The organism is Pseudomonas sp. BLCC-B112, from assembly GCF_028550695.1.
Lineage (GTDB): Bacteria > Pseudomonadota > Gammaproteobacteria > Pseudomonadales > Pseudomonadaceae > Aquipseudomonas > Aquipseudomonas danubii.
Genome location: NZ_JAQQGK010000002.1, coordinates 527,224 through 548,776, shown reverse-complemented (window position 1 = coordinate 548,776; position 21,553 = coordinate 527,224). Strand labels below are relative to the sequence as shown.

Below are 21,553 nucleotides of genomic sequence, written 5' to 3'. Positions count from 1 at the left end.
GGCATGGGCCATCTATCTATAGCTTCGCGCCTGGATGAAGTCTTCGCTCGCCACGCCACGGACACCGCGCTGAGCTGCAACGGCGCACGGCTCAGCTACCGAGAGCTGGAGCAGCGCTCGGCTGCTGTGGCGGCGCGGCTGCTGGGCCTCGGCCTGTCACCGGGCAGCACCCTGGGCCTGGAAGTGGAGCGTTCGATCGAGCAACTGGTGCTGCTGGTGGGCATGGTCCGGGCAGGCCTGTCGTACTGCTATCTGGACCGCAGCAATCCGCCCCAGTGGAACCAGTCGGTCTGTGAGCGCAGCGGCGTGCATTGGCGCATCACTCAGGAGGCTGCCGGTGGCCCCGGGTATCTGGCACTGGAGCCATTGCTGGCGCCGACGGACGAGAGGCCGTGCTGGCCGCAGCTAACCGGTGCCGAGCCGGTGTACGTGAACTTTTCCAGCGGCACTACTGGCGCACCGAAGATCATTCCCTGCACCCATCGCGGGGTGTTGGGCTTTTGCGACCGCCCGCGACACTTTCCGTTGCAGCCGGGTTTTCGCATGCTCTATGCCTCGAACCTGACCTTCGATGCCTCGCAGTTCGAGATCTGGACCGCGCTGCTCAATGGCGGCGAGCTGCATATTCATGTCCCCGGTCCACTGACCCTCGGGCACCTGCGGCGTTACATCCATGACGCCGGGGTCGACAGCCTGTGGCTGACCTCGACCCTGTTCAACACCTTCATCGACATCGATCGCGACTGGCTGCGGGGTGTCCAGCGGCTGATGGTCGGCGGCGAGGTGCTGTCCGCGGGGCATATCCAGCAGGCCTATGCCGCCGCCGACGGGCTGACGCTGTACAACGGTTATGGCCCCACGGAAAACACCATGGGCACCTGTGTCTATGCCATTCCCCGGGACTTTGACTGCACCCGGGAGATTCCTATCGGCCATGGCGTGGACGATGCTGTCTTGCTGCTGGTGCGCGCCGACGGGCAGGAATGCGATGTGGATGAGCCCGGTGAATTGCTGATTGCCGGAGATGGGCTGTCCCCCGGTTATCTTGGGGACGCGGCGCTGACCCGGGAGCGCTTCATCGAACGGCCGTGGCAGGGGCAGACGCTGCGTTGCTACCGCAGTGGTGATCTGGTTTCCCGCGATGGCCAGGGGCTGTATCACTTTCACGGCCGCAGCGATGACCAGATCAAGTTGCGTGGCCAGCGCCTGTCGTTGACTGAGGTGGCTGCGGCCTTCAAGCGTTATCCGGGAATGCTCGACTGTGCGGTACTGCTGGATGATCTGGGGAGCGAGGCGCAGTTGCTGCTGGTGTACCTGGAAGCCCCCGGTGTCGAACCTGGGGCGCTGGCCGAGTATGGTCGGCAACGCCTGCCGCCGTTCATGTTGCCGCAGCGCTTTGTCGGGCTTGAACGCTTTCCCCTGCGGGCGTCCGGCAAGCTGGATATCGCTGAACTGAAGCAGCGCCTGTGCGGCGAGCATCGGCCCCGGGACGTGGACGATTCGGCAGCGGGGCGTTTTCTCGCGCGCTTTGGCGTGTTGGCTCATGACCGTCAGCGCAGTTTCTTCGACAACGGAGGCAACTCACTGGGGGCAATCAAGCTGGTGGATACGGTGAACCGGCACCTGGGCCGGGAGGGCCTGGGCCTGGAACAGTTCTACCGCATGAGCAGCCTGCAGCAGTTGCTGGACTGGCTGCAGGCGCAGCCCGTTTTGGCGTCGTTGCTGGAAAGGGGCACCGAGCAGTACTACGTCACGCCGCTGCAGCAGGAGTCCCTGTCCGAAGCCCATGCAGGGTTTTCGATCAACAGCCACCTGGGGCGTTTTGCCGTGCTCCGCGCCACCTCCGCCAGCCAGGCCCGGGAGGTGTTGCGCAACGTTCCCGAGCCGTTGCAGGCGGCTGGCGACAGTCGCTGGATCGGCCTGAACAAGAGCCAGCTGTCGATGGTGTATGCCGAGCTGTTGCACAAGGACCTGCGGGCCAACAACGTGCTCTATCTGTTCCGGCCCGAGCAGTTGCCGGCCGCCGGGCTGGACCTGGCGACGCTGGCCCAGGGGCTGAAGCAGCGTTATCCGCTAGCGGGCTGTCGAGTGGCCCGGGTCGAGGGCGAGTACTGTTTCGACCTGGCTCCCGAGCCGCCGGCGCGCCTGTGGCTGGACCCTGTCGCGGAGTTCCCCAGCCAGGAGGCCTGCGTGGAACACTTCCTCCAGCGGCCGCTGTCGTTGTTCGAACAGGACCTGTGCAGCTTGTTCAAGGTGCGCATCGACGGCGTCCTGCACTTGGGGCTGTGGCTGCATCACATTCTCGGCAACCACGTTGGACAACTGAGCCTGCTGCGCAGCGTTGAGCAGTTGGCGCAGGACCCGCAGTTGATAGCGGAGGGGCCGGATTTTTCCTTTATCGGTAACAACCTGATGCAGGTCGAGGACTATGAGCACCTGGCAGATGGCGGCACCGAGGCCTGGGAGCAGGAGGCCGAGGAGTATGCGCCGCTGGCCGATGTCGTAGCGCCGGTGGCCACCGCCCAGCCGGTACAGATGCGGACGCGGTTGGCCATGGACCCGCTGAAGCTGGCCTCGCCACAACGTCTGTTCCACCTGTTGCAGGCGTTTCGCCAGGGCTGCGTCGTGGGACTGGGGATTGAGGCGCCGATTGTCAATCTGCTGTTCGCCTGGGCCGAGCAGGCGGTGATCAGCGGTTTCTCCACTTACACCGTGCCGGTGCCGCTGACAGCGGGGCGATTTGCCCAGGGTTGCGAGCCGCAAGCCACCATGGACTACCTGAATGACAAGCTGGCCCGAGCGGTGCTCGGCTATGAGGAGATACTGGTTGCGCTGGGCTTGTATGGCTTTGCCCCGGCGTTCCTGTGCAACTTCGTCGAGCTGCCGGCCAGTGATGCACAGTGGCTGCAAACCCGGATCGCCAACCCGGTCACTGAGTGGCCCAAGACCCTGCTTGACCTGACGGTGGTCAAGTCGGCTCAGGGCTGCGACGTGCTGCTCAACAGCTATTTGCCAGAGCCGCAGGCCCGGGCCTTCCTGGAGTCTTTTGTTGCGGCGGGGGAACGGGGATGAAGCTGATCTGCTTTCCCGACTTTGTCGGCCATCCGATCTGTTTTTCCGCCCTGGGGAGGGCGCTCAAGGGGCGGGTGTCGCTGGTGCAGGTCAACTACAGCGACTACTGGCCCTATTCCAGTGTCGGCGCCCTGGCCCGAAACATTGCCCAGGAGCACGACCTGAATACAGTGGACGCGGTGCTGGGTTACTCATTCGGCGCCTATGTGGCCGCTTGTTGCGTGGCACGGCGGGGCCTGGCGAGTGCGCCGCAGCCCGTATTGCTGGTGGACCCGCCACGGCTGTCCGAGCTACGAGGACTGGACCCGGCCGCCATTGCTCAACGCCTGGAAGCCGACCCGCAGTACGCCTATATCGACGACTTGGTGGATGCACAGTTGGTCAGCCGCGACTGTGTCCACGGCAATATCCTGCTGCTCTCTGAGTGGCAGGCCGTGTCGCTGAAGGGGCGCGCGGTGGATGTGCTGCTATCTGCTGGCCGCAGCGCCGAGGCGCTGGCCCAGGGCTTGGGCCTCGATCCGGCCCAGGACAATCGCTACTGGCGGGATGAGCGGAGTCACCATGCTTCAGTGATCAATAGTCCTGATGTGGCGACCTGGCTTCTGGATCGCAGCGCTCTGCCGCGAATCGCTTGGTGAGCGGTTGTGGGCTGTTCGAGGCGGGTGAAGTTCCCGTCGGGTCGTTCCTTGCACCTCCTGGTGGTGCATGCCGGACCGGGGCTGGGTAGTGTTCGGCCCGACCGACGGTCCAGGCGCGTCTTGAACGCGCCCGGGGCAGATACGGAGCCAGCGGGGCAGGGCGTGGCTGTTGGGCAGAATAGGCTTTTGAATACCCTGGATATTCTGTAGCCTTGCGCGGCTCCAATGCTGTCCGTACCTGATGAACTCACTCTCCCGGCGGGGCCCTAAGCGGTCCGGAGCCGGTGGTATACTCGACTTTCGCGCCCAAGCGCCTGCAGGTCTTGCGAACATGACGCAAATTTCTGAACGCCTTCTGGTTCAAGCCCACCTCGACGCCAAGCAGCCCAAACCCTTGAGCGCTGAGCAAGAGGCCCATCTGCGTACCGCCATCGCTGCCGAGCTCAAGGCTCAGGATGCGGTGCTGGTTGCACATTTCTATTGTGATCCGGTGATTCAGGCCCTGGCCGAAGAAACCGGTGGCTGTGTTTCCGACTCCCTGGAAATGGCGCGCTTCGGCAATGCCCATCCGGCCAAGACCGTCGTGGTTGCCGGTGTCCGCTTCATGGGGGAAACGGCGAAGATTCTCAATCCTGAAAAACGCGTGCTGATGCCGACGCTGGAAGCCACTTGCTCTCTCGATCTGGGTTGCCCGGTGGATGAGTTCTCGGCTTTTTGCGATCAGCACCCCGAGCGTACCGTGGTGGTGTATGCCAACACCTCGGCAGCGGTCAAAGCCCGCGCCGATTGGGTGGTCACCTCCAGCTGCGCCCTGGAGATCGTCGAAAGCCTGATGGATAACGGCGAGAAGATCATCTGGGGGCCGGACAAGCACCTGGGTACTTACATCCAGCGCCAGACCGGTGCCGACATGCTGCTCTGGGACGGTGCATGCATCGTTCATGAAGAGTTCAAGTCCAAGCAACTGGAAGACATGAAGGCGCTGTACCCAGAGGCGGCGATCCTGGTGCACCCGGAGTCCCCCAGTTCGGTGATCGATCTGGCTGACGCGGTTGGCTCCACCAGCCAGTTGATCGCGGCCGCGCAGCGCTTGCCGAACAAGACCTTCATCGTCGCTACCGACCGCGGCATCTTCTACAAGATGCAGCAGCTGTGCCCGGACAAGGTGTTCATCGAGGCGCCTACTGCCGGTAACGGCGCGGCGTGCCGCAGTTGTGCCCATTGCCCGTGGATGGCCATGAATACCCTTGAGCGCACCTTGCAGTGCCTGCAGCAGGGCAGCAACGAGATCCATGTGGACCCGGCGCTGATCCCTAATGCGGTTCGGCCGCTCAAGCGCATGCTGGACTTTACCCAGGCGGCGCGGATGAAACTGGCGGGTAACGCCTGATCGGTTTTCTCCCGTGGTCATGAAAACGCCCCGATCTGTCGGGGCGTTTTTGTGAGTGGCGGGCTATTTCTTTTTCTTGGGGATACGCACCAGCTGGGTATTGGAATAGATGTCGTGCCAGCTGCGTTTCTGCTTGTCCACCAGCACCCAGAAGAAGCCCAGGCCCGCGCACAGCCAGGACGCGATGGACACCATGAAACGCAACAGCGCCTGCCACAGGCTGATGCGGCTGCCATCGGCGTTCTGCACCCGAATGCCCCAGACTTGCATGCCCAGGGTCTGTCCGGAATGGGTCCAGAACTTGGCGAAGAAACCGAACAGCACGAACAGCAGTACGGTTGAGTACAGTGGATCGCCGTCCAGGGCTCCAGACTCGGTCAGGGCGCGCATCCGCGTTTCGCCGATGATTTGCATCTGGATCAGTTTGTAGAGGCCGCCCGTGACAATCAGCAGGGCGACGCAGAGTAGAAAATCATAGAACATCGCTGCCAGGCGACGACCCAGACCAGCGGCGGGGAATTCGCCTTGGGGGCTTAGCAGATGTTTCGACATGACAGGCTCTCGACTGAAAAAAGAAGCCATTTTACGGAATTGCGCGCACAAAAAAGCCCCTGATGTCAGCATCAGGGGCTTTTTCGTTACAGACGATTAAGCTTCTGCTTGTACTTCGTCAGCCTGCATGCCTTTCTGGCCTTGCACAGCGATGAAGGTCACTTTTTGGCCTTCTTTCAGGCTCTTGAAGCCGTTGCCCTGAATGGCGCGGAAGTGTACGAACAGATCCGGACCGCTTTCTGGAGTGATAAAACCAAAACCTTTCTCGTCGTTAAACCACTTGACGGTACCGCTCTGACGTTGGGACATTTCTTATTTCCTTTGACGCTAAAAAATTAATGACAGTCTCTTCCTCATGAAAGAGTACTGGGCTGGGTTGCAGGAAAGTAAGAGACGTCGAACGGGTTGTAGCAAACTTGTTAGCTACTGCCCAGGTCACGATTCCAAGCGACCCATGCAAACACAGTGGGGAAACTCTACGCCAACTATGGGAGAAAAAACAAGCCCCGCGAAGCCCCGGTTTTACTCAGCTTTCCGAGGTTTGGCGGAACTAGCGTGCAGGGCTTATTCGATAGAGTTGTTCAATTGTTTTCGGGCGTTATAAGTAGCGTTCAGTATCGAAAATATGCACTGTTTTATGGCGGTTGCGTTACAGATTAGTGCACTTCTAACGCAACCGCGTTACTTATAGAAACAGTCCTTTAGCCACGGTAGTAGCGTTGTGGCACGAATGGCATTTTGCTTACAAGCATTGGCACCTTTTTCCCACGAACTATCGCAGCAACCGGCGTATCAAGTGCACTGTGCTTCACGTCGAGGTAACCCATGGCCAATGGACCGCCCAAGGTGGGGCCGAAGCCGCCGCTGCAGACGCTACCGATGATGTTGCCTTCGGCGTCGACGATTTCCGCGCCTTCTCGTACCGGTGTCCGTTCCTGTGGCAGCAGGCCGACGCGTTTGCGACTGACGCCATCTTGCTGTTGGGCAAAGATCGCCTGGGCGCCTGGGAAACCGCCAGCCCTGGCACCATCGGCACGGCGGACCTTGGAGATAGCCCACAGCAGGCTGGCCTGGATCGGCGTGGTGTCGCTGTTCATATCGTGGCCATACAGGCACAGGCCGGCTTCCAGGCGCAGGGAGTCACGGGCGCCCAGCCCAATGGCCGCCACTTCCGGCTCGGCCAACAGCGCCCGGGCTAGTTTTTCCGCCTGATCAGCCGGTACCGAGATTTCGAAGCCGTCCTCCCCGGTGTAACCCGAACGGCTGACAAAACAGTCGGCGCCCAGCACCTGCACCGGCTTGAACTGCATGAAGGTCATCTGCGCCACTTCCGGCGCCAGGCGTGCCAGTACGGTGACTGCTGCCGGTCCTTGCAGTGCCAGCAGGGCGCGTTCTTCGAACAGGGGTTGGATGTCGCATTGATCGCCGATGTGCTGGCGCAGATGGGCCAGGTCCTGCTCCTTGCACGCGGCGTTGACCACCAGGAACAGTTGCCCGTCGCCCAGGTTGGCGACCATCAGGTCATCGAGGATACCGCCCTGTTCGTTGGTGAACATGGCGTAGCGCTGCATGCCCACCGGCAAGTCGATGATGTCTACCGGCACCAGGGTTTCCAGGGCCTTGGCGGCATTGGCGCCGCTCAAGCGGATCTGCCCCATGTGGGACACATCGAACAGACCAGCGTGCTCACGGGTGTGCTGATGCTCTTTCATTACCCCAAGCGGGTACTGCACCGGCATGTCGTAGCCGGCGAACGGCACCATGCGGGCGCCGAGTTCCAGGTGCAGGCTGTGCAATGGGGTTTTCAACAGTGTTTCGGTGGACATGGGCAACTCCTGAAAAATGTGCGGATGCGTCGCTTGGGCATCAGCACTCGATAATGTTCACGGCCAGACCGCCACGGGCGGTTTCCTTGTATTTGCTTTTCATGTCGGCGCCGGTCTGGCGCATGGTGCGAATGACCTTGTCCAGGGAGACGAAATGCTGCCCGTCACCCCGCAGGGCCATGCGCACCGCGTTGATGGCTTTGACCGAACCCATGGCGTTGCGCTCGATGCAGGGCACTTGCACCAGGCCGCCAATCGGGTCGCAGGTCAATCCGAGATTGTGTTCCATGCCGATTTCCGCGGCGTTCTCCACCTGCTGCACGCTGCCTCCGAGGACTTCGCACAAGGCCCCGGCCGCCATTGAGCAGGCCACGCCCACTTCGCCCTGGCAGCCGACTTCGGCGCCGGAGATCGAGGCGTTTTCCTTGTACAGAATGCCGATGGCCGCAGCCGTGAGGAGAAAACGCACCACCCCGTCTTCGTTGGCCCCGGGGATGAAGCGCATGTAGTAATGCAGCACCGCCGGAATGATTCCGGCCGCGCCATTGGTAGGGGCGGTGACCACTCGCCCGCCGTTGGCGTTTTCTTCATTCACCGCCAGGGCGTAGAGGTTGACCCAGTCCAGTACTGACAGGGCATCGCGCAGTGCCGCTTCCGGGTGTTTGCACAGTTGGCGATGCAAGGCGGCAGCGCGGCGCTTGACCTTGAGCCCGCCGGGCAGAATCCCTTCATTGCGACAACCGGCGTCCACGCAGTCCTGCATCACCTGCCAGATCTTCAGCAGTCCGGCACGGGTTTCCGCTTCCGGGCGCCAGGCGCTTTCGTTGGTCAGCATCACCTGGCTGATGGACAAGCCGTAGGTGCTGCAGTGCTGCAGCAGCTCCTTGGCGTTCCTGAAAGGAAAGGTCAAGCGAGTGGTGTCTTCGACGATACGGTCGGCGCCGGCGGCGTCTTCGTCGACCACGAAACCGCCGCCAACGGAGTAGTACTCACGGCTGCGGATCTGCAGACCGGCGCTATCGAAGGCACGGAAAATCATGCCATTGGGGTGATAGGCCAGGGGTTTGCGGATCATTGCCAGGTGTTCTTTCTCGTTGAACGCAATGCTGTGTTCGCCGAGCAGATCGATACGTCCGCTGCTGCGTATTTGCTGCAGGCGTGCGGCGATATTTTCGGTGTTCACGGTGTCCGGGTGTTCACCTTCCAGGCCCAGCAGCACGGCCTTGTCGCTGCCATGGCCTTTACCAGTGGCGCCCAGCGAGCCGTACAGCTCGACTTTGACGCAGGTGGTGCTGGCCAGCAGTTGATCGCGCCGCAGGCCTTCGACAAAACGCGCTGCTGCGCGCATCGGGCCGACGGTGTGGGAACTGGAGGGGCCGATGCCAATCTTGAACAGGTCGAACACGCTCAGGGACATGTTGGTTCTCCGGTTTCTTATTGTAGTGATCGGCAAGCAGGCATTTGCAGGAGCGGGCTTGCCCGCGATTCAGGCGCCGCTGCTCTGCCCGATTGATGCGTTATTGCTCATCGCCGGCGAGCCGGCTCCTACAGGTATACGCGGTATCTGCAGGGGCACGGCTCTCCTGTGATGGACGGCTTAGGCGTCCTGGTAGCTTTCGATCGACGGGCAGGCGCACACCAGGTTGCGGTCGCCAAACACGTTGTCGACCCGGCCAACCGGCGGCCAGTACTTGCCTTCGATCAGCGATGCCACTGGGTACACGGCCTGCTCGCGGCTGTACGGATGGGACCATTCGCCCACCAGTTCTGCTGCCGTGTGCGGAGCGTTCTTCAGCGGGTTGTCGTCCTTGTCCAGAGTGCCGTTTTCCACGGCGCGGATTTCCTCGCGGATGCGGATCATGGCGTCGCAGAAGCGGTCCAGTTCTTCCTTGGATTCGCTTTCGGTCGGTTCGATCATCAGGGTACCGGCTACCGGGAACGACATGGTCGGCGCGTGGAAGCCAAAATCGATCAGGCGCTTGGCCACGTCATCGACGCTGATGCCGCTGCTGTCTTTCAAAGGACGCAGGTCGAGGATGCATTCGTGGGCCACCAGGCCGTTGCTGCCGGTGTAGAGCACGGGGTAGTGCTCTTCCAGGCGCCGGGAAATGTAGTTGGCATTGAGGATCGCCAGCTGCGATGCGCGCTTGAGGCCGGCGCCGCCCATCATGCGGATGTACATCCAGGTGATCGGCAGGATGCTGGCGCTGCCGAACGGTGCGGCACACACCGCGCCTGTCTTGTTTTCCAGCGCCGCGTGGCCCGGCAGGAAAGGCGCCAGGTGCGATTTGACGCCGATCGGGCCAACCCCCGGACCGCCACCACCGTGGGGAATGCAGAAGGTCTTGTGCAGGTTCAGGTGGGACACATCGCCACCGAATTTGCCCGGCGCGCAGAGGCCGACCATGGCGTTCATGTTGGCGCCATCGATGTACACCTGGCCGCCGTTGTCATGAATGATGCCGCAGATTTCGCGGATGCCTTCTTCGAACACACCGTGGGTCGACGGGTAAGTGATCATCAGCGCGGCGAGGTGTTCGCGGTGCTCGATGGCCTTGGCCCGCAGGTCTTCAATATCGACGTTGCCGCGGGCGTCGCAGGCGGTGACCACCACGCGCATGCCGGCCATGTTGGCGGTGGCCGGGTTGGTGCCGTGGGCCGAGGAAGGAATCAGGCAGATGTCGCGACGGTCATCGCCACGACTCTGGTGATAGGCGCGGATGGCCAGGAGACCGGCGTACTCACCCTGGGAGCCGGCGTTGGGCTGCAGGGAGACGGCGTCGTAGCCGGTGGCGGCGCAGAGCATGGCTTCCAGCTCGGTGGTCAGTTGCTGGTAGCCAGCACTCTGCTCGGCCGGAGCGAAGGGGTGCAGAGCACCGAACTCGGCCCAGGTGATCGGGATCATCTCGCTGGCGGCGTTGAGCTTCATGGTGCAGGAACCCAGCGGGATCATGGTGCGATCCAGGGCCAGGTCCTTGTCCGCCAATTTGCGCAGGTAGCGCATCAGCTCGGTTTCCGAGTGATAGCGGTTGAACACCGGGTGGCTGAGGATCGCCGACTGACGGACCAGGGCGGCGGGGATGCTGCTGGTGACCGCAGCCGCCAGGGCGGCGAAGTCCGGCGCGGCCTTGCCTTCGCCCAGCAGGTTCCACAGGCCTTCAACGTCGGCCTGGGTGGTGGTTTCGTCCAGGGACAGGCCCAGGCGCTCGGCGTCGATCACCCGCAGGTTGATGCCTCGGGCATGAGCCTTGTCGTGCAGCGCGGCGGTATCGGCACCGGTGCGCAGGCTCAGGGTGTCGAAGAAGTTGTCCTGCTCCACGGCCAGCCCCAGATCCTTCAGGCCCTTGGCCAGGATCGCGGTCAGTTGGTGGATGCGCTGGGCAATCTGGATCAGGCCTTTGGGGCCGTGGTACACGGCGTACATGCTGGCGATGTTGGCCAGCAGGACCTGGGCGGTGCAGATGTTGCTGGTGGCCTTTTCACGGCGGATATGCTGCTCGCGGGTCTGCATGGCCAGGCGCAGGGCCGGTTTGCCGAAACGGTCTACAGAGACACCGACCAGACGGCCCGGCATGTCGCGCTTGAAGGCATCGCGAGTGGAGAAGTAAGCCGCATGCGGACCACCGAAGCCCAGCGGCACGCCGAAGTGCTGGGCGCTGCCGATGGCCACGTCGGCACCGAACTCGCCCGGCGGGGTCAGCAGGGTCAGGGCCAGCAGGTCGGCGGCCACGGCCACCAGGGCGTTGGCAGCGTGGAAGCGCTCGGCCAGTTCGCGGTAGTCGAACAGGTCGCCGTTGCTCGCCGGATATTGCAGCAGAGCACCGAAGAACGGGCTGACATCGGTCAGTTTGCGCTCATCGCCAACCACCACGTTGATCCCCAAGGGCTCGGCACGAGTGCGCAGTACGTCCAGGGTTTGCGGGTGGCAATGCACGGAAGCGAAGAAGGCGTGGCTGCCCTTGTTCTTGCTCAGGCGCTTGCAGAAAGTCATGGCTTCGGCGGCGGCAGTGCCTTCGTCCAGCAGCGAGGCGTTGGCGATCGGCAGGCCGGTCAGGTCGCTGATCAGGGTCTGGAAGTTCAGCAGGGCTTCCAGGCGACCTTGGGAGATTTCTGGCTGGTAGGGGGTGTAGGCGGTGTACCAGGCCGGGTTTTCCAGCAGGTTGCGCAGGATCGGCGAAGGCGTGTGACAGCTGTAGTAGCCCTGGCCGATGTAGGTCTTGAACAGTTGGTTCTTGGCGGCGATGGCCTTGATCGAGGCCAGGGCCTGGGCTTCGCTCTGGCCCTGACCCAGGTCCAGCACGTTGGTGCCCTTGATGCTGTCGGGAATCACGCTGGCGCTCAGGGCTTCCAGGGAGTCGAAGCCCAGGCTGTTGAGCATGGCTTGCTCATCGCCCTGGCGCGGACCGATGTGGCGCGCGATGAATTCGTTGGCGGTAGTCAGGTTGACGGTCATGACGGGCTCCTCAGGCTTCAGCGCTGGCTTTGATCAGGCGGTCGTAGGCGTCCTGATCCAGCAGTTGGCCGACAGCAGCGGCATCGGCGGGAATGAAGCGGAAGAACCAGCCTTCACCCAGCGGATCTTCGTTGACCAGTTCCGGGCTGTCTTCCAGGGCCGGGTTGGTGGCGACCACTTCACCGTCCAGGGGCATGTACACGCCGCTGGCGGCCTTTACCGATTCCACGGTGGCGGCTTCGGCGCCCTTGTCGTAGCTCTGCAGCTCCGGCAGTTGCACAAACACCACATCACCCAGAGCGTTCTGGGCGAAAGCCGTGATGCCGACGGTGACACTGCCATCCGCTTCGCTACGCAGCCATTCGTGATCTTCAGTAAAACGCAACTCGCTCATGGAAACTCCTCAAGGGCCAGACTCGTCTGGTGGACGCGATTGAATGCTCGTGCAGGGCCGAGCCGAATGGCAATGTCCATAGCAAGAACACGGCCAATAAATACTTAATCCTTTAAAAACAATGGCTTGAGCGTTTTTCTCTTTGGCCTGAAATTTTCGCGTGTAGCGAAATCGCTACACCTGATGCTGTAGAAAAAAGGCTTTGAGGATCAAAGCCTTGCACGGCAGCGATTACAAGGCTGTGTAGCGAAATCGTTCCGCTGTAGCGCTTTCAGTACAGTTGCAGGTCGTTTCTAGAACGGTAGACGCGGCGGGGAGGTAGGAGCTGGCTTGCCAGCGAAAGCACCCTTAAGAGCGACACAGGGCTTGAGGGCCTCTTCGCCGGCGAGCCGGCTCCTACGGGTGAGGGGGCAGGTCAGGCCTTGCTGGGGATGCCGTATTTGCGCAGGCGATGGGCGATGGCGGTATGGGAGGTCTGCAGGCGGTTGGCCAGTTGCCGGGTCGAAGGGTAGTTGCTGTAGAGGTTTTCCAGCAGTTCCTTCTCGAAGGCTTCCACTGCCTGTTCCAGGCTCTCGACTTCGGTATCGTTCTGTCGTGCCACCGAGGTGCCGGCGATGTCCAGGTCGCCGATATCCACCAGGTTGCTTTCGCAGATCGCAGCGGCGCGAAAGATCACGTTTTGCAACTGCCGCACGTTGCCCGGCCAGCGGTTGCCCAGCAGGGCGGGGTAGGTGCCCGGGGTCAGGCGACACACCGGGCGCTGGATCTGCGCGCAGGCCTGCTGCATGAAGTAGCGGGCCAGCAGCAGGATGTCCTGGCCACGTTCGCGCAGCGGCGGCACTTCGACATTCAATACGTTGAGGCGGTAGAACAGGTCTTCGCGGAAGCTGCCTTCGCCGACCATCTTTTCCAGGTCACGATGGGTGGCGCTGAGGATGCGCACATTGACCTTGATCTCGCGATCGCCACCGACCCGGCGAAAACTGCCGTCATTGAGAAAACGCAGCAGCTTGGCTTGCAGGTAAGGCGACATCTCGCCGATCTCATCGAGAAACACCGTGCCCTGGTTGGCCAGCTCCATCAGGCCCGGCTTGCCGCCGCGCTGGGCCCCGGTAAAGGCCCCGGGGGCGTAGCCGAACAGTTCGCTCTCGGCGAGGTTTTCCGGCAGTGCTGCGCAGTTCAAGGCCAGGAAGGGCGCACTGTGCCGAGCGCTGATGGCGTGGCAGGCGCGGGCCACCAGCTCTTTGCCGGTGCCGGTTTCCCCTTGGATCAACAGCGGTGCATCCAGGGCCGCGACCCGTTGGGCCCGGGCCTTGAGCGTGCGAATTGCCGGGGATTCGCCGAGCAGGGCATCGAAGCCTTCGGCGTGATCATGGTGCAGGGCCGAGAGTCGCTCGCCGATGCGGTTGGGTTGATACAGGGTCAGCAGCGCGCCGGCATCGGTAATGGGCGTGGCGTCCAGCAGCAGCGTCTGTCCGTTGACCATGATTTCCCGCAGCGGCAGGCGAAAACCGTTTTCCAGCAGGGCCTCCAGCAGTGCGGCATCGGCAAACAGTTCGGCGACGCTTTCTCCCGCCGGTTCACGGCCATACAGGGCGATCAGCGCCGGGTTGGCCAGCAATACCTTGCCGGCACTATCCAGGGCCAGTACCGGATCGGTCATGGCCGCCAGCAAGGCGTCCAACTGCAAGTGGCGACGCTGGCCGGGCAGGATATCGACCACCGTTACCGCCTGCACGCCCTGTACGTTGAACAGCGCATCACGCAACTCTTCCAGTACCTGGGGGCTCAGGGTCGGGGCGTCGATATAGACGTTGGGCGGCACCATCTCCACCGCATCCAGGTTGAGATTGCGTCCGCCCAGCAGGGCCAGGACTTCCTGGGTAATGCCGACGCGGTCGATGAAACTGACGTGGATACGCATGGGATGACAGAAGATTCTGGGACACTGAAGTGCGCCAGTATGCCTTGGGCGAGGGCCTTAGTCGAAATCGGTGGGGCGTTGTAGGAGCCGGCTTGCCGGCGAAGGCGGACCAGATCCCCAGGCATGGCGGTGGTCATTTCGCCGGCAAGCCGGCTCCTACGGAAGGGGGGTCATGCCAGGTGTTCGGGGTTGATCGGGTCGCCGGGCTTGACGTTCAGTTGCTTGCGTACGTCTTCGAACATCTCGTCGTAGTACTTGTGCATGGAGGCAATGCTGGCGCTCTTGGGCAAGCCGTACTGTTGGGCGATGCGGGTGGCGTGACGGGCGAAGTCAAAGGCCAGGTCCTTGGCCAGGAAGAACTGCTCTTTCAAGGATTTGTCTTCAATGGTGCCGTGCAGGGTGAACAGCATGCCATGACCCTCCTTGGGGTCCTGGGCCAGTTCGTAGTCGATGCACAGGTTGTAGCTGAAGTCGTCCTTGCTCAGCGCATGGCGCTCTATATGCAGGTGACCGGGCTCAAACATGGCCATAGGCGTCTCTCCTCCAGGGCTTTGAATGAGGGCAGGCAGCGGGCCTGCCCCGTGTTCTCACAGCAAGCGTCTTACAGGTAGCTGATGCCGGTTTTCGCTGTGCTGATGCGGGTGCCGGCCTTGCCCTGGACGATCGCTTCGATGTCCGAGAGTGAACCGATCACCGCGACTTTGCCAGTGTGCCGGGCAAATTCGCAGGCGGCCTGGACCTTGGGCCCCATGGAGCCGGCGGCAAATCCCAGCTTGTCCATTTCATCCGGGTGGGCCTGGGCGATGGCCTTCTGGGTCGGCTTGCCGAAGTCGATGAATGCCGCGTTGACGTCGGTGGCGATCACTAGCAGATCGGCTTCGAGTTGCTCGGCCAGCAGCGCCGAACACAGGTCCTTGTCGATCACCGCCTCGATGCCCTTGAGCTTGCCGTCCTCGCCGTACATCGTCGGAATGCCGCCACCGCCGGCGCAGATCACGATGCTGCTCTTTTCCAGCAGCCACTTGATCGGGCGGATCTCGAAGATGCGCTTGGGTTTCGGGCTGGCCACCACCCGGCGGTACTTGTCGCCGTCCGGGGCAATGGCCCAGCCTTTCTCCTTGGCCAGCTTCTCGGCCTCTTCCTGGCTGTAGACCGGGCCGATGGGCTTGGTCGGGTTCTTGAAGGCCGGGTCCTTGGCGTCCACTTCCACCTGGGTCAGCAAGGTGGCGAAGGGCACCTCGAAGTCCAGCAGGTTGCCCAGTTCCTGTTCGATGATGTAGCCGATCATGCCTTCGGTCTCGGCACCGAGCACGTCCAGCGGGTAGGGCGAAACCTGGGTGTAGGCGGCGGCCTGCAGCGACAGCAGGCCCACTTGCGGGCCATTGCCGTGAGCAATCACCAACTGGTTGCCGGGATGGATCTTGGCGATCTGTTCGGTGGCGATGCGGATATTGGCGCGTTGGTTGTCCGCGGTCATGGGTTCACCACGGCGGAGCAGGGCGTTACCGCCCAGTGCAACGACGATACGCATAATGCAGTCCTTCTAGAGGTTGCAGGCGCTGGCAAGCCAGCACCTGCAGGGGAGGCGGGTTAGAGGTCGGCCAGGGTCGAAACCAGGATCGCCTTGATGGTGTGCATGCGGTTCTCCGCTTGCTCGAAGGCGATGCAGGCCGGGGACTCAAATACGTCGTCGGTGACTTCGATGCCGTTGGCCAGGTGCGGATACTGCTCGGCGATCTGCTTGCCCACCTTGGTGTCGCTGTTGTGGAAGGCCGGCAGGCAGTGCATGAACTTGGTCCGAGGGTTGCCGGTGGCTTTCATCAGCTGGGCGTTGACCTGGTACGGCAGCAGTTGCTCTATGCGCTCGGCCCAGGCTTCCACCGGCTCGCCCATGGAGACCCAGACGTCGGTGTGGATGAAGTCCACGCCCTTGACCGCGGCCTTCGGGTCTTCGGTGAGGGTGATGCGGGCACCGCTTTCCTCGGCGTATTGCTTGCAGCGCTGCACCAGGTCGTCATGGGGCCACAGCGCCTTGGGCGCGCAGATGCGCACGTCCATGCCGAGCTTGGCGCCCACCAGCAGCAGCGAGTTGCCCATGTTGTTGCGGGCGTCCCCCAGGTAGGCGTAGCTGATCTCGTGGATCGGCTTGTCGGCGTGTTCACGCATGGTCAGCACGTCGGCGATCATCTGGGTTGGGTGGTATTCGTCGGTCAGGCCGTTGAACACCGGGACGCCTGCGAATTTCGCCAGTTCTTCGACGATTTCCTGCTTGAAGCCGCGGTACTCGATGGCGTCGTACATGCGCCCCAGCACCCGGGCGGTGTCCTTCATGCTTTCCTTGTGGCCGATCTGCGACGAGTTGGGGTCGATATAGGTGACGTTGGCGCCCTGGTCATAGGCGGCCACTTCGAAGGCGCAACGGGTGCGGGTCGAGGTCTTTTCGAAGATCAGGGCGATGTTGTTGCCCTTGAGGTGCTGCTGCTCGGTGCCGGTGTACTTGGCGCGCTTGAGGTCACGGGACAGGTCCAGCAGGTAGCGCAGTTCGCGTGGGGTGTGGTGTTCCAGGCTCAGCAGGTTACGGTTGTGGATGTTGAACGCCATGATTAATTTCCTCGGATTCGGTAATCGGTCCGACCGGCGCCGGGTAGGCGCGGTCGGAGAGGGTGTCGTCTAAAGGCTTAGTAGTCGATCGGATCGCGGATGATCGGGCAGGTCATGCAGTGGCCACCGCCACGGCCGCGACCCAGTTCGCCGGCGCTGATGGTGATGACCTCGACCCCGGCCTTGCGCAGCAGGGTGTTGGTGTAGGTGTTGCGGTCGTAGCCGATGACCACGCCCGGCTCCACGGCCACCACGTTGTTGCCGTCGTCCCATTGCTCGCGTTCGGCGGCGAAGCTGTTGCCACCGGTTTCCACCACGCGCAGGGCCTTGAGGTTGAGGGCCTTGGCCACGGTGTCGAGGAAGCTGGTTTCTTCGCGGCGCACGTCAATGCCGCCCGGTTTGCTTTCGTCAGGGCGCAGGCTGAAGGCGACGATCTGGCTCACCACTTCCGGGAAGACTGTGACCAGGTCGCGGTCGCAGAAGCTGAACACGGTATCCAGGTGCATGGCCGCGCGGGACTTCGGCAGGCCGGCAACGATCACCCGTTCCACGGCCTTGTGCTTGAACAGGCTCAGTGCCAGTTGACCGATGGCCTGGCGCGATGAGCGTTCGCCCATGCCGATCAGGACCACGCCATTGCCGATAGGCATCACGTCGCCGCCTTCCAGGGTGGCATTGCCGTGTTCCTGGTCCGGGTCGCCGTACCAGATCTGGAAGTCGGCGTGGGTGAACTCGGGGTGGAATTTATAGATGGCGGTGGTCAGCAGGGTTTCCTGACGTCGCGCTGGCCAGTACATCGGGTTCAGGGTCACGCCGCCATAAATCCAGCAAGTGGTGTCGCGGGTGAACTGAGTGTTGGGCAGCGGCGGCAGGATGAAGCTGGAGTGGCCGAGGAAGTCGCGGAACATCTCGATGGTCTTGCCGCCGAAGCTGCTGGGCAGGTCGTCGGCGGAGACGCCGCCGATGAGGAACTCGGCGACCTTGCGTGGTTCCAGGCTGCGCAGCCACGAGCCGACTTCGTTGACCAGGCCCAGGCCGACCTGATTGGCGGTGATCTTGCGCTCCAGAATCCAGTCCAGGGCTTCGGGGATGGCGACGATGTCGGTCAGCAGGTTGTGCATTTCCAGCACATCAATGTCCCGCTCGCGCATTTTGGTGACGAAGTCGAAATGGTCGCGTTTGGCCTGGGCCACCCACAGCACATCATCGAACAGCAGTTCGTCGCAGTTGTTCGGGGTCAGCCGCTGGTGGGCCAGGCCTGGGGAGCAAACCATGACTTTGCGCAGTTTACCGGCTTCGGAGTGGACGCCGTACTTAACTTTTTCCGTGGTCATTACTGTGATCCTCCAGAGACAAAACAATCGGGGTGTTGCTTGAAAGGCGGTGTTACAGGGTCAGGAAGCCGTCGTAGAGCCCGTAGGCCGCCACCAGGGCGCCTATGACCACCGCGGCAAAAATCAGCTTCTCGACGTTGGTGAAAATCGGTTTGTGCAGTTCCATCTTGGCCTTGGCGAACAGCACCACGCCGGGGGCGTAGAGCAGGGCCGAGAGCAGCAGGTACTTGACCCCGCCGGCATACAGCAGCCACATCGCGTAGAGCAGGGCGATGCCGCCGATGATCAGGTCCTTCTTGCGCTCGGCCAGGGCTTGTTCGTAGCTTTCGCCGCGCACTGCCAGCAGCACCGCGTAGGCCGCGGACCACAGATAGGGCACCAGGATCATCGAGGTGGCGAGGTAGATCAGCGACAGGTAGGTGCTGGCCGAGAACAGGGTGATGACCAGGAAGATCTGCACCATGGCATTGGTCAGCCACAGGGCGTTGGCCGGTACATGGTTGGCGTTCTCGCGGCGCAGGAACTCCGGCATGGTGTGGTCCTTGGCCGCGGCGAACATGATCTCCGCACACAGCAGCACCCAGGACAGCAGCGCCCCCAGCAGCGAGATGATCAGGCCGACGCTGATCAGCACCGCGCCCCAGTGGCCCACCACATGCTCCAGTACGGCAGCCATGGACGGGTTCTGCAGCTTGGCCAGTTCCGGCTGGGTCATGATCCCCAGGGACAGCACGTTCACCAGCACCAGGAACAGCAGCACGGTGATGAAGCCGATGACAGTGGCCTTGCCCACGTCCGAGCGCTTTTCCGCCCGGGAGGAGAAGATGCTGGCGCCCTCGATGCCGATGAACACCCAGACGGTGACCAGCATCATGTTGCGCACCTGGTTCATCACGCTGCCCAGGTCCGGGTTTTTCACGCCCCAGATGTCGGCGGTGAAGATGTCCAGCTTGAAGGCGAACAGGGCAATCAGCACGAACAGCAACAGCGGCACCACTTTGGCCACCGTGGTCACCAGGTTGATGAAGGCCGCTTCCTTGATCCCGCGCAGCACCAGGAAGTGCACCGCCCAGAGCAGCACCGAGGCACCGATCACCGCGGCCGGGGTGTTGCCCTCGCCGAAGATCGGGAAGAAATAGCCCAAGGTGCTGAACAGCAGGACGAAGTAGCCGACGTTGCCCAGCCAGGCGCTGATCCAGTAGCCCCAGGCGGACGAGAAACCCATGTAGTCGCCGAATCCGGCCTTGGCGTAGGCATATACACCACCGTCCAGATCAGGTTTGCGATTGGCCAGGGTCTGGAAGACAAATGCCAGGGTCAACATGCCGACAGCGGTAATTGCCCAACCAATAAGAACTGCACCGACATCGGCGCTGGCTGCCATATTTTGCGGTAAGGAAAAGATCCCGCCGCCAATCATGGAACCCACTACCAGGGCGACTAAGGCGCCCAGTCTTAGTTTACCGGGGGATTCAGACATTGCGTGACTCCAATGCAGGAGAAGAGAGACTTCAGAGTAAATCTGCTGGCAATCCGAACAGCTGACTTAGATCAGTTCATCGCTACATTCCGTTGTGAATGAATGACTTAAGATTTATTACGGGAGGTAGAATGCTGCCCTGAAAGGGCCATTCCAGACGCTTTGTGATCTCCTAATCAGTAGGGGTTCTCATTACCGACGATGTTTGAAACTAGACCCTTTTGCAGAATGTGCAAATCTTTACGGGTGTTTATTAATCACTTACTGATGATGGCACTTAGTACATTTACAGAACAAAACACTCGGTTATTCAGTGTCTTCTGCAGGGTATCTAAAGCCAGTGCGGATAAAGGATGATTAATTGACTGTTACTGTTAGACGCACGTTTGTAGACGTTATTTAATAAACTTCAGGTTTATCGCCAGATCGACTCACTGAGGCAGAGGTAGGGATGACACAACCGGCGCAGAAGCTTCAACTCGGTGCACTGATCGCTCTGGTCGTGGGTTCCATGATTGGCGGTGGGATCTTTTCCCTGCCGCAGAACATGGCCGCCCGGGCCGATGCCGGTGCGGTGCTGATCGGCTGGGGAATTACCGCTGTGGGCATGCTGACCCTGGCGTTCGTTTTCCAGACCCTGGCCAATCGCAAGCCGGAGCTGGATTCCGGAGTCTATGCCTATGCCAAGGCCGGATTCGGCGACTACATGGGCTTCTCGTCCGCCTGGGGTTACTGGATCAGTGCCTGGCTGGGCAACGTCGGCTACTTCGTCCTGCTGTTCAGCACCCTGGGCTATTTCTTTCCGGTGTTCGGCCAGGGCAATACCCCGGTGGCCATCGGTTGTGCGTCATTGCTGCTGTGGGCCGTGCACTTTCTGGTGCTGCGCGGGATCAAGGAGGCGGCCTTCATCAACCAATTGACCACGGTGGCGAAGATTGTGCCGCTGGTGATGTTCATCGTCATTGCGGCCGTGGCGTTCAAGGCCGACATCTTCACCCGCGATATCTGGGGCCGCAGCAATCCGAATTTTGGCGGGGTGATGGACCAGGTGCGCAACATGATGCTGGTCACGGTATTCGTGTTCATCGGCATCGAGGGCGCCAGCGTCTACTCGGCCCGGGCGCAGAAACGCGCGGACGTCGGACGGGCCACGGTGATCGGCTTCCTGGGGGTGCTGGCGCTGCTGGTGCTGGTGAATGTGCTGTCCCTGGGGATCATGAGCCAGCCGGAGCTGGCCAAGCTGCAGAACCCTTCCCTGGCAGCGGTGCTGGAACATATCGTCGGCCCCTGGGGCGCCTTGCTGATCAGCATTGGCCTGGCGATTTCCCTGCTGGGGGCGCTGTTGTCCTGGGCCCTGCTGTGCGCGGAGATTCTCTACGCGACCGCCCGGGACCGGACCATGCCGGCGTTCCTGAAGAAGGAGAACGCCAACCATGTGCCGGTCAATGCACTGTGGCTGACCAACGTGATGATCCAGATCTTTCTGTTGATCACCCTGTTTTCCGCCGGCACCTATACCAGCCTGATCTATTTGGCATCGTCGATGATCCTGGTGCCCTACCTGTGGTCGGCGGCCTACGCGGTGTTGCTCAGCGGCCGTGGGGAAACCTACGAGCAAGCCTCCCGGGAGCGGATGAAGGACCTGTTCATCGCCGTCGTGGCCCTGAGCTACGCCATCTGGCTGTTGTACGCCGGCGGCTTGAAGTACCTGCTGCTGTCGGCGCTGCTCTACGCCCCCGGCGTGGTGCTGTTCGCCAAGGCCAAGCGCGAGCAGGGCCAGCCGCTGTTCACCCCGCTGGAAAAGCTGATCTTCAGTGCTGTGATCATCGGCGCTTCGCTGGCGGCTTATGGCCTGTACAGCGGTCTGCTGGCGCTGTGATCGAGGGCTC

At 61.9% G+C, this 21,553-nt stretch carries 16 protein-coding genes; 4 read left to right on the top strand and 12 right to left on the bottom strand.

What is annotated here, in order from left to right:
* Nucleotides 1–3 precede the first annotated feature (3 nt).
* The 3 genes from PQT43_RS08130 to nadA all read left to right on the top strand — a co-directional run bounded on the left by PQT43_RS08130 (nt 4) and on the right by nadA (nt 5,100).
* The gene (locus tag PQT43_RS08130; protein ID WP_272753683.1) at nt 4–3,072 is read left to right on the top strand and encodes an AMP-binding protein; all 3,069 of its coding nucleotides are present in this window, start codon (nt 4–6) and stop codon (nt 3,070–3,072) included.
* Nucleotides 3,069–3,710, top strand: a complete 642-nt coding sequence (locus PQT43_RS08125; protein WP_272753682.1) for a thioesterase domain-containing protein — start codon at nt 3,069–3,071, stop codon at nt 3,708–3,710. The genes PQT43_RS08130 and PQT43_RS08125 overlap by 4 nt, the downstream gene beginning before the upstream one ends.
* A gap of 331 nt (nt 3,711–4,041) precedes the next feature.
* Nucleotides 4,042–5,100 (top strand): quinolinate synthase NadA, encoded by a 1,059-nt coding sequence (gene nadA / locus PQT43_RS08120; protein WP_102860573.1) that lies wholly within the window; start codon nt 4,042–4,044, stop codon nt 5,098–5,100.
* Nucleotides 5,101–5,163: 63 nt separating this feature from the next.
* Here nadA and PQT43_RS08115 read toward each other — a convergent pair whose 3' ends face one another.
* The 12 genes from PQT43_RS08115 to arcD (PQT43_RS08060) form a co-directional block, all read right to left on the bottom strand.
* On the bottom strand, nt 5,164–5,652 hold the full coding sequence (locus PQT43_RS08115; protein WP_102880677.1) for an RDD family protein: 489 nt from the start codon (nt 5,650–5,652) through the stop codon (nt 5,164–5,166).
* A gap of 96 nt (nt 5,653–5,748) precedes the next feature.
* Nucleotides 5,749–5,961, bottom strand: coding sequence for a cold-shock protein (locus tag PQT43_RS08110; protein ID WP_007977299.1), 213 nt, complete (start codon nt 5,959–5,961; stop codon nt 5,749–5,751).
* Between the two features lie 392 nt (nt 5,962–6,353).
* Nucleotides 6,354–7,478, bottom strand: a complete 1,125-nt coding sequence (gene gcvT, locus PQT43_RS08105; protein ID WP_272753680.1) for a glycine cleavage system aminomethyltransferase GcvT — start codon at nt 7,476–7,478, stop codon at nt 6,354–6,356.
* Between the two features lie 40 nt (nt 7,479–7,518).
* Nucleotides 7,519–8,895 (bottom strand): L-serine ammonia-lyase, encoded by a 1,377-nt coding sequence (locus tag PQT43_RS08100; protein WP_102880676.1) that lies wholly within the window; start codon nt 8,893–8,895, stop codon nt 7,519–7,521.
* Between the two features lie 180 nt (nt 8,896–9,075).
* Nucleotides 9,076–11,931 carry an aminomethyl-transferring glycine dehydrogenase gene (gcvP, locus tag PQT43_RS08095; RefSeq protein ID WP_272753679.1) on the bottom strand — a complete coding sequence of 952 codons (2,856 nt, stop codon included), beginning with the start codon at nt 11,929–11,931 and terminating at the stop codon, nt 9,076–9,078.
* 10 nt (nt 11,932–11,941) lie between these two features.
* Nucleotides 11,942–12,325, bottom strand: coding sequence for a glycine cleavage system protein GcvH (gene gcvH, locus PQT43_RS08090; protein ID WP_102860578.1), 384 nt, complete (start codon nt 12,323–12,325; stop codon nt 11,942–11,944).
* A gap of 415 nt (nt 12,326–12,740) precedes the next feature.
* Nucleotides 12,741–14,249: a sigma-54-dependent transcriptional regulator gene (locus PQT43_RS08085; RefSeq protein WP_102880674.1), complete on the bottom strand. Its 1,509-nt coding sequence runs from the start codon at nt 14,247–14,249 to the stop codon at nt 12,741–12,743.
* Between the two features lie 170 nt (nt 14,250–14,419).
* Entirely contained in the window at nt 14,420–14,779 is a 360-nt protein-coding gene (locus PQT43_RS08080) for a DUF5064 family protein (RefSeq protein WP_102860580.1), read from the bottom strand.
* Between the two features lie 71 nt (nt 14,780–14,850).
* The gene (arcC, locus tag PQT43_RS08075; RefSeq protein WP_102860581.1) at nt 14,851–15,780 is read right to left on the bottom strand and encodes a carbamate kinase; all 930 of its coding nucleotides are present in this window, start codon (nt 15,778–15,780) and stop codon (nt 14,851–14,853) included.
* A 59-nt stretch (nt 15,781–15,839) separates the two neighbouring features.
* A complete protein-coding gene (locus tag PQT43_RS08070; RefSeq protein WP_015636749.1) occupies nt 15,840–16,850 on the bottom strand; it encodes an ornithine carbamoyltransferase in 1,011 nt (336 codons plus the stop codon).
* A gap of 77 nt (nt 16,851–16,927) precedes the next feature.
* The gene (gene arcA / locus PQT43_RS08065) at nt 16,928–18,184 is read right to left on the bottom strand and encodes an arginine deiminase (protein ID WP_102860582.1); all 1,257 of its coding nucleotides are present in this window, start codon (nt 18,182–18,184) and stop codon (nt 16,928–16,930) included.
* A 52-nt stretch (nt 18,185–18,236) separates the two neighbouring features.
* A complete protein-coding gene (arcD, locus tag PQT43_RS08060; RefSeq protein ID WP_102880672.1) occupies nt 18,237–19,664 on the bottom strand; it encodes an arginine-ornithine antiporter in 1,428 nt (475 codons plus the stop codon).
* Nucleotides 19,665–20,115: 451 nt separating this feature from the next.
* Here arcD (PQT43_RS08060) and arcD (PQT43_RS08055) point away from each other — a divergent pair, with 451 nt between their 5' ends.
* Nucleotides 20,116–21,543 (top strand): arginine-ornithine antiporter, encoded by a 1,428-nt coding sequence (gene arcD, locus PQT43_RS08055; RefSeq protein ID WP_267268786.1) that lies wholly within the window; start codon nt 20,116–20,118, stop codon nt 21,541–21,543.
* Nucleotides 21,544–21,553 lie beyond the last annotated feature (10 nt).

Excerpts from the sequence above, each read along its gene's own strand:
- PQT43_RS08130 (WP_272753683.1), top strand. The coding sequence starts at position 4 with ATGGGCCATCTATCTATAGCTTCGCGCCTGGATGAAGTCTTCGCTCGC.
- PQT43_RS08125 (WP_272753682.1), top strand. The coding sequence starts at position 3,069 with ATGAAGCTGATCTGCTTTCCCGACTTTGTCGGCCATCCGATCTGTTTT.
- nadA (WP_102860573.1), top strand. The coding sequence starts at position 4,042 with ATGACGCAAATTTCTGAACGCCTTCTGGTTCAAGCCCACCTCGACGCC.
- PQT43_RS08115 (WP_102880677.1), bottom strand. The coding sequence starts at position 5,652 with ATGTCGAAACATCTGCTAAGCCCCCAAGGCGAATTCCCCGCCGCTGGT.
- PQT43_RS08110 (WP_007977299.1), bottom strand. The coding sequence starts at position 5,961 with ATGTCCCAACGTCAGAGCGGTACCGTCAAGTGGTTTAACGACGAGAAA.
- gcvT (WP_272753680.1), bottom strand. The coding sequence starts at position 7,478 with ATGTCCACCGAAACACTGTTGAAAACCCCATTGCACAGCCTGCACCTG.
- PQT43_RS08100 (WP_102880676.1), bottom strand. The coding sequence starts at position 8,895 with ATGTCCCTGAGCGTGTTCGACCTGTTCAAGATTGGCATCGGCCCCTCC.
- gcvP (WP_272753679.1), bottom strand. The coding sequence starts at position 11,931 with ATGACCGTCAACCTGACTACCGCCAACGAATTCATCGCGCGCCACATC.
- gcvH (WP_102860578.1), bottom strand. The coding sequence starts at position 12,325 with ATGAGCGAGTTGCGTTTTACTGAAGATCACGAATGGCTGCGTAGCGAA.
- PQT43_RS08085 (WP_102880674.1), bottom strand. The coding sequence starts at position 14,249 with ATGCGTATCCACGTCAGTTTCATCGACCGCGTCGGCATTACCCAGGAA.
- PQT43_RS08080 (WP_102860580.1), bottom strand. The coding sequence starts at position 14,779 with ATGGCCATGTTTGAGCCCGGTCACCTGCATATAGAGCGCCATGCGCTG.
- arcC (WP_102860581.1), bottom strand. The coding sequence starts at position 15,780 with ATGCGTATCGTCGTTGCACTGGGCGGTAACGCCCTGCTCCGCCGTGGT.
- PQT43_RS08070 (WP_015636749.1), bottom strand. The coding sequence starts at position 16,850 with ATGGCGTTCAACATCCACAACCGTAACCTGCTGAGCCTGGAACACCAC.
- arcA (WP_102860582.1), bottom strand. The coding sequence starts at position 18,184 with ATGACCACGGAAAAAGTTAAGTACGGCGTCCACTCCGAAGCCGGTAAA.
- arcD (WP_102880672.1), bottom strand. The coding sequence starts at position 19,664 with ATGTCTGAATCCCCCGGTAAACTAAGACTGGGCGCCTTAGTCGCCCTG.
- arcD (WP_267268786.1), top strand. The coding sequence starts at position 20,116 with ATGACACAACCGGCGCAGAAGCTTCAACTCGGTGCACTGATCGCTCTG.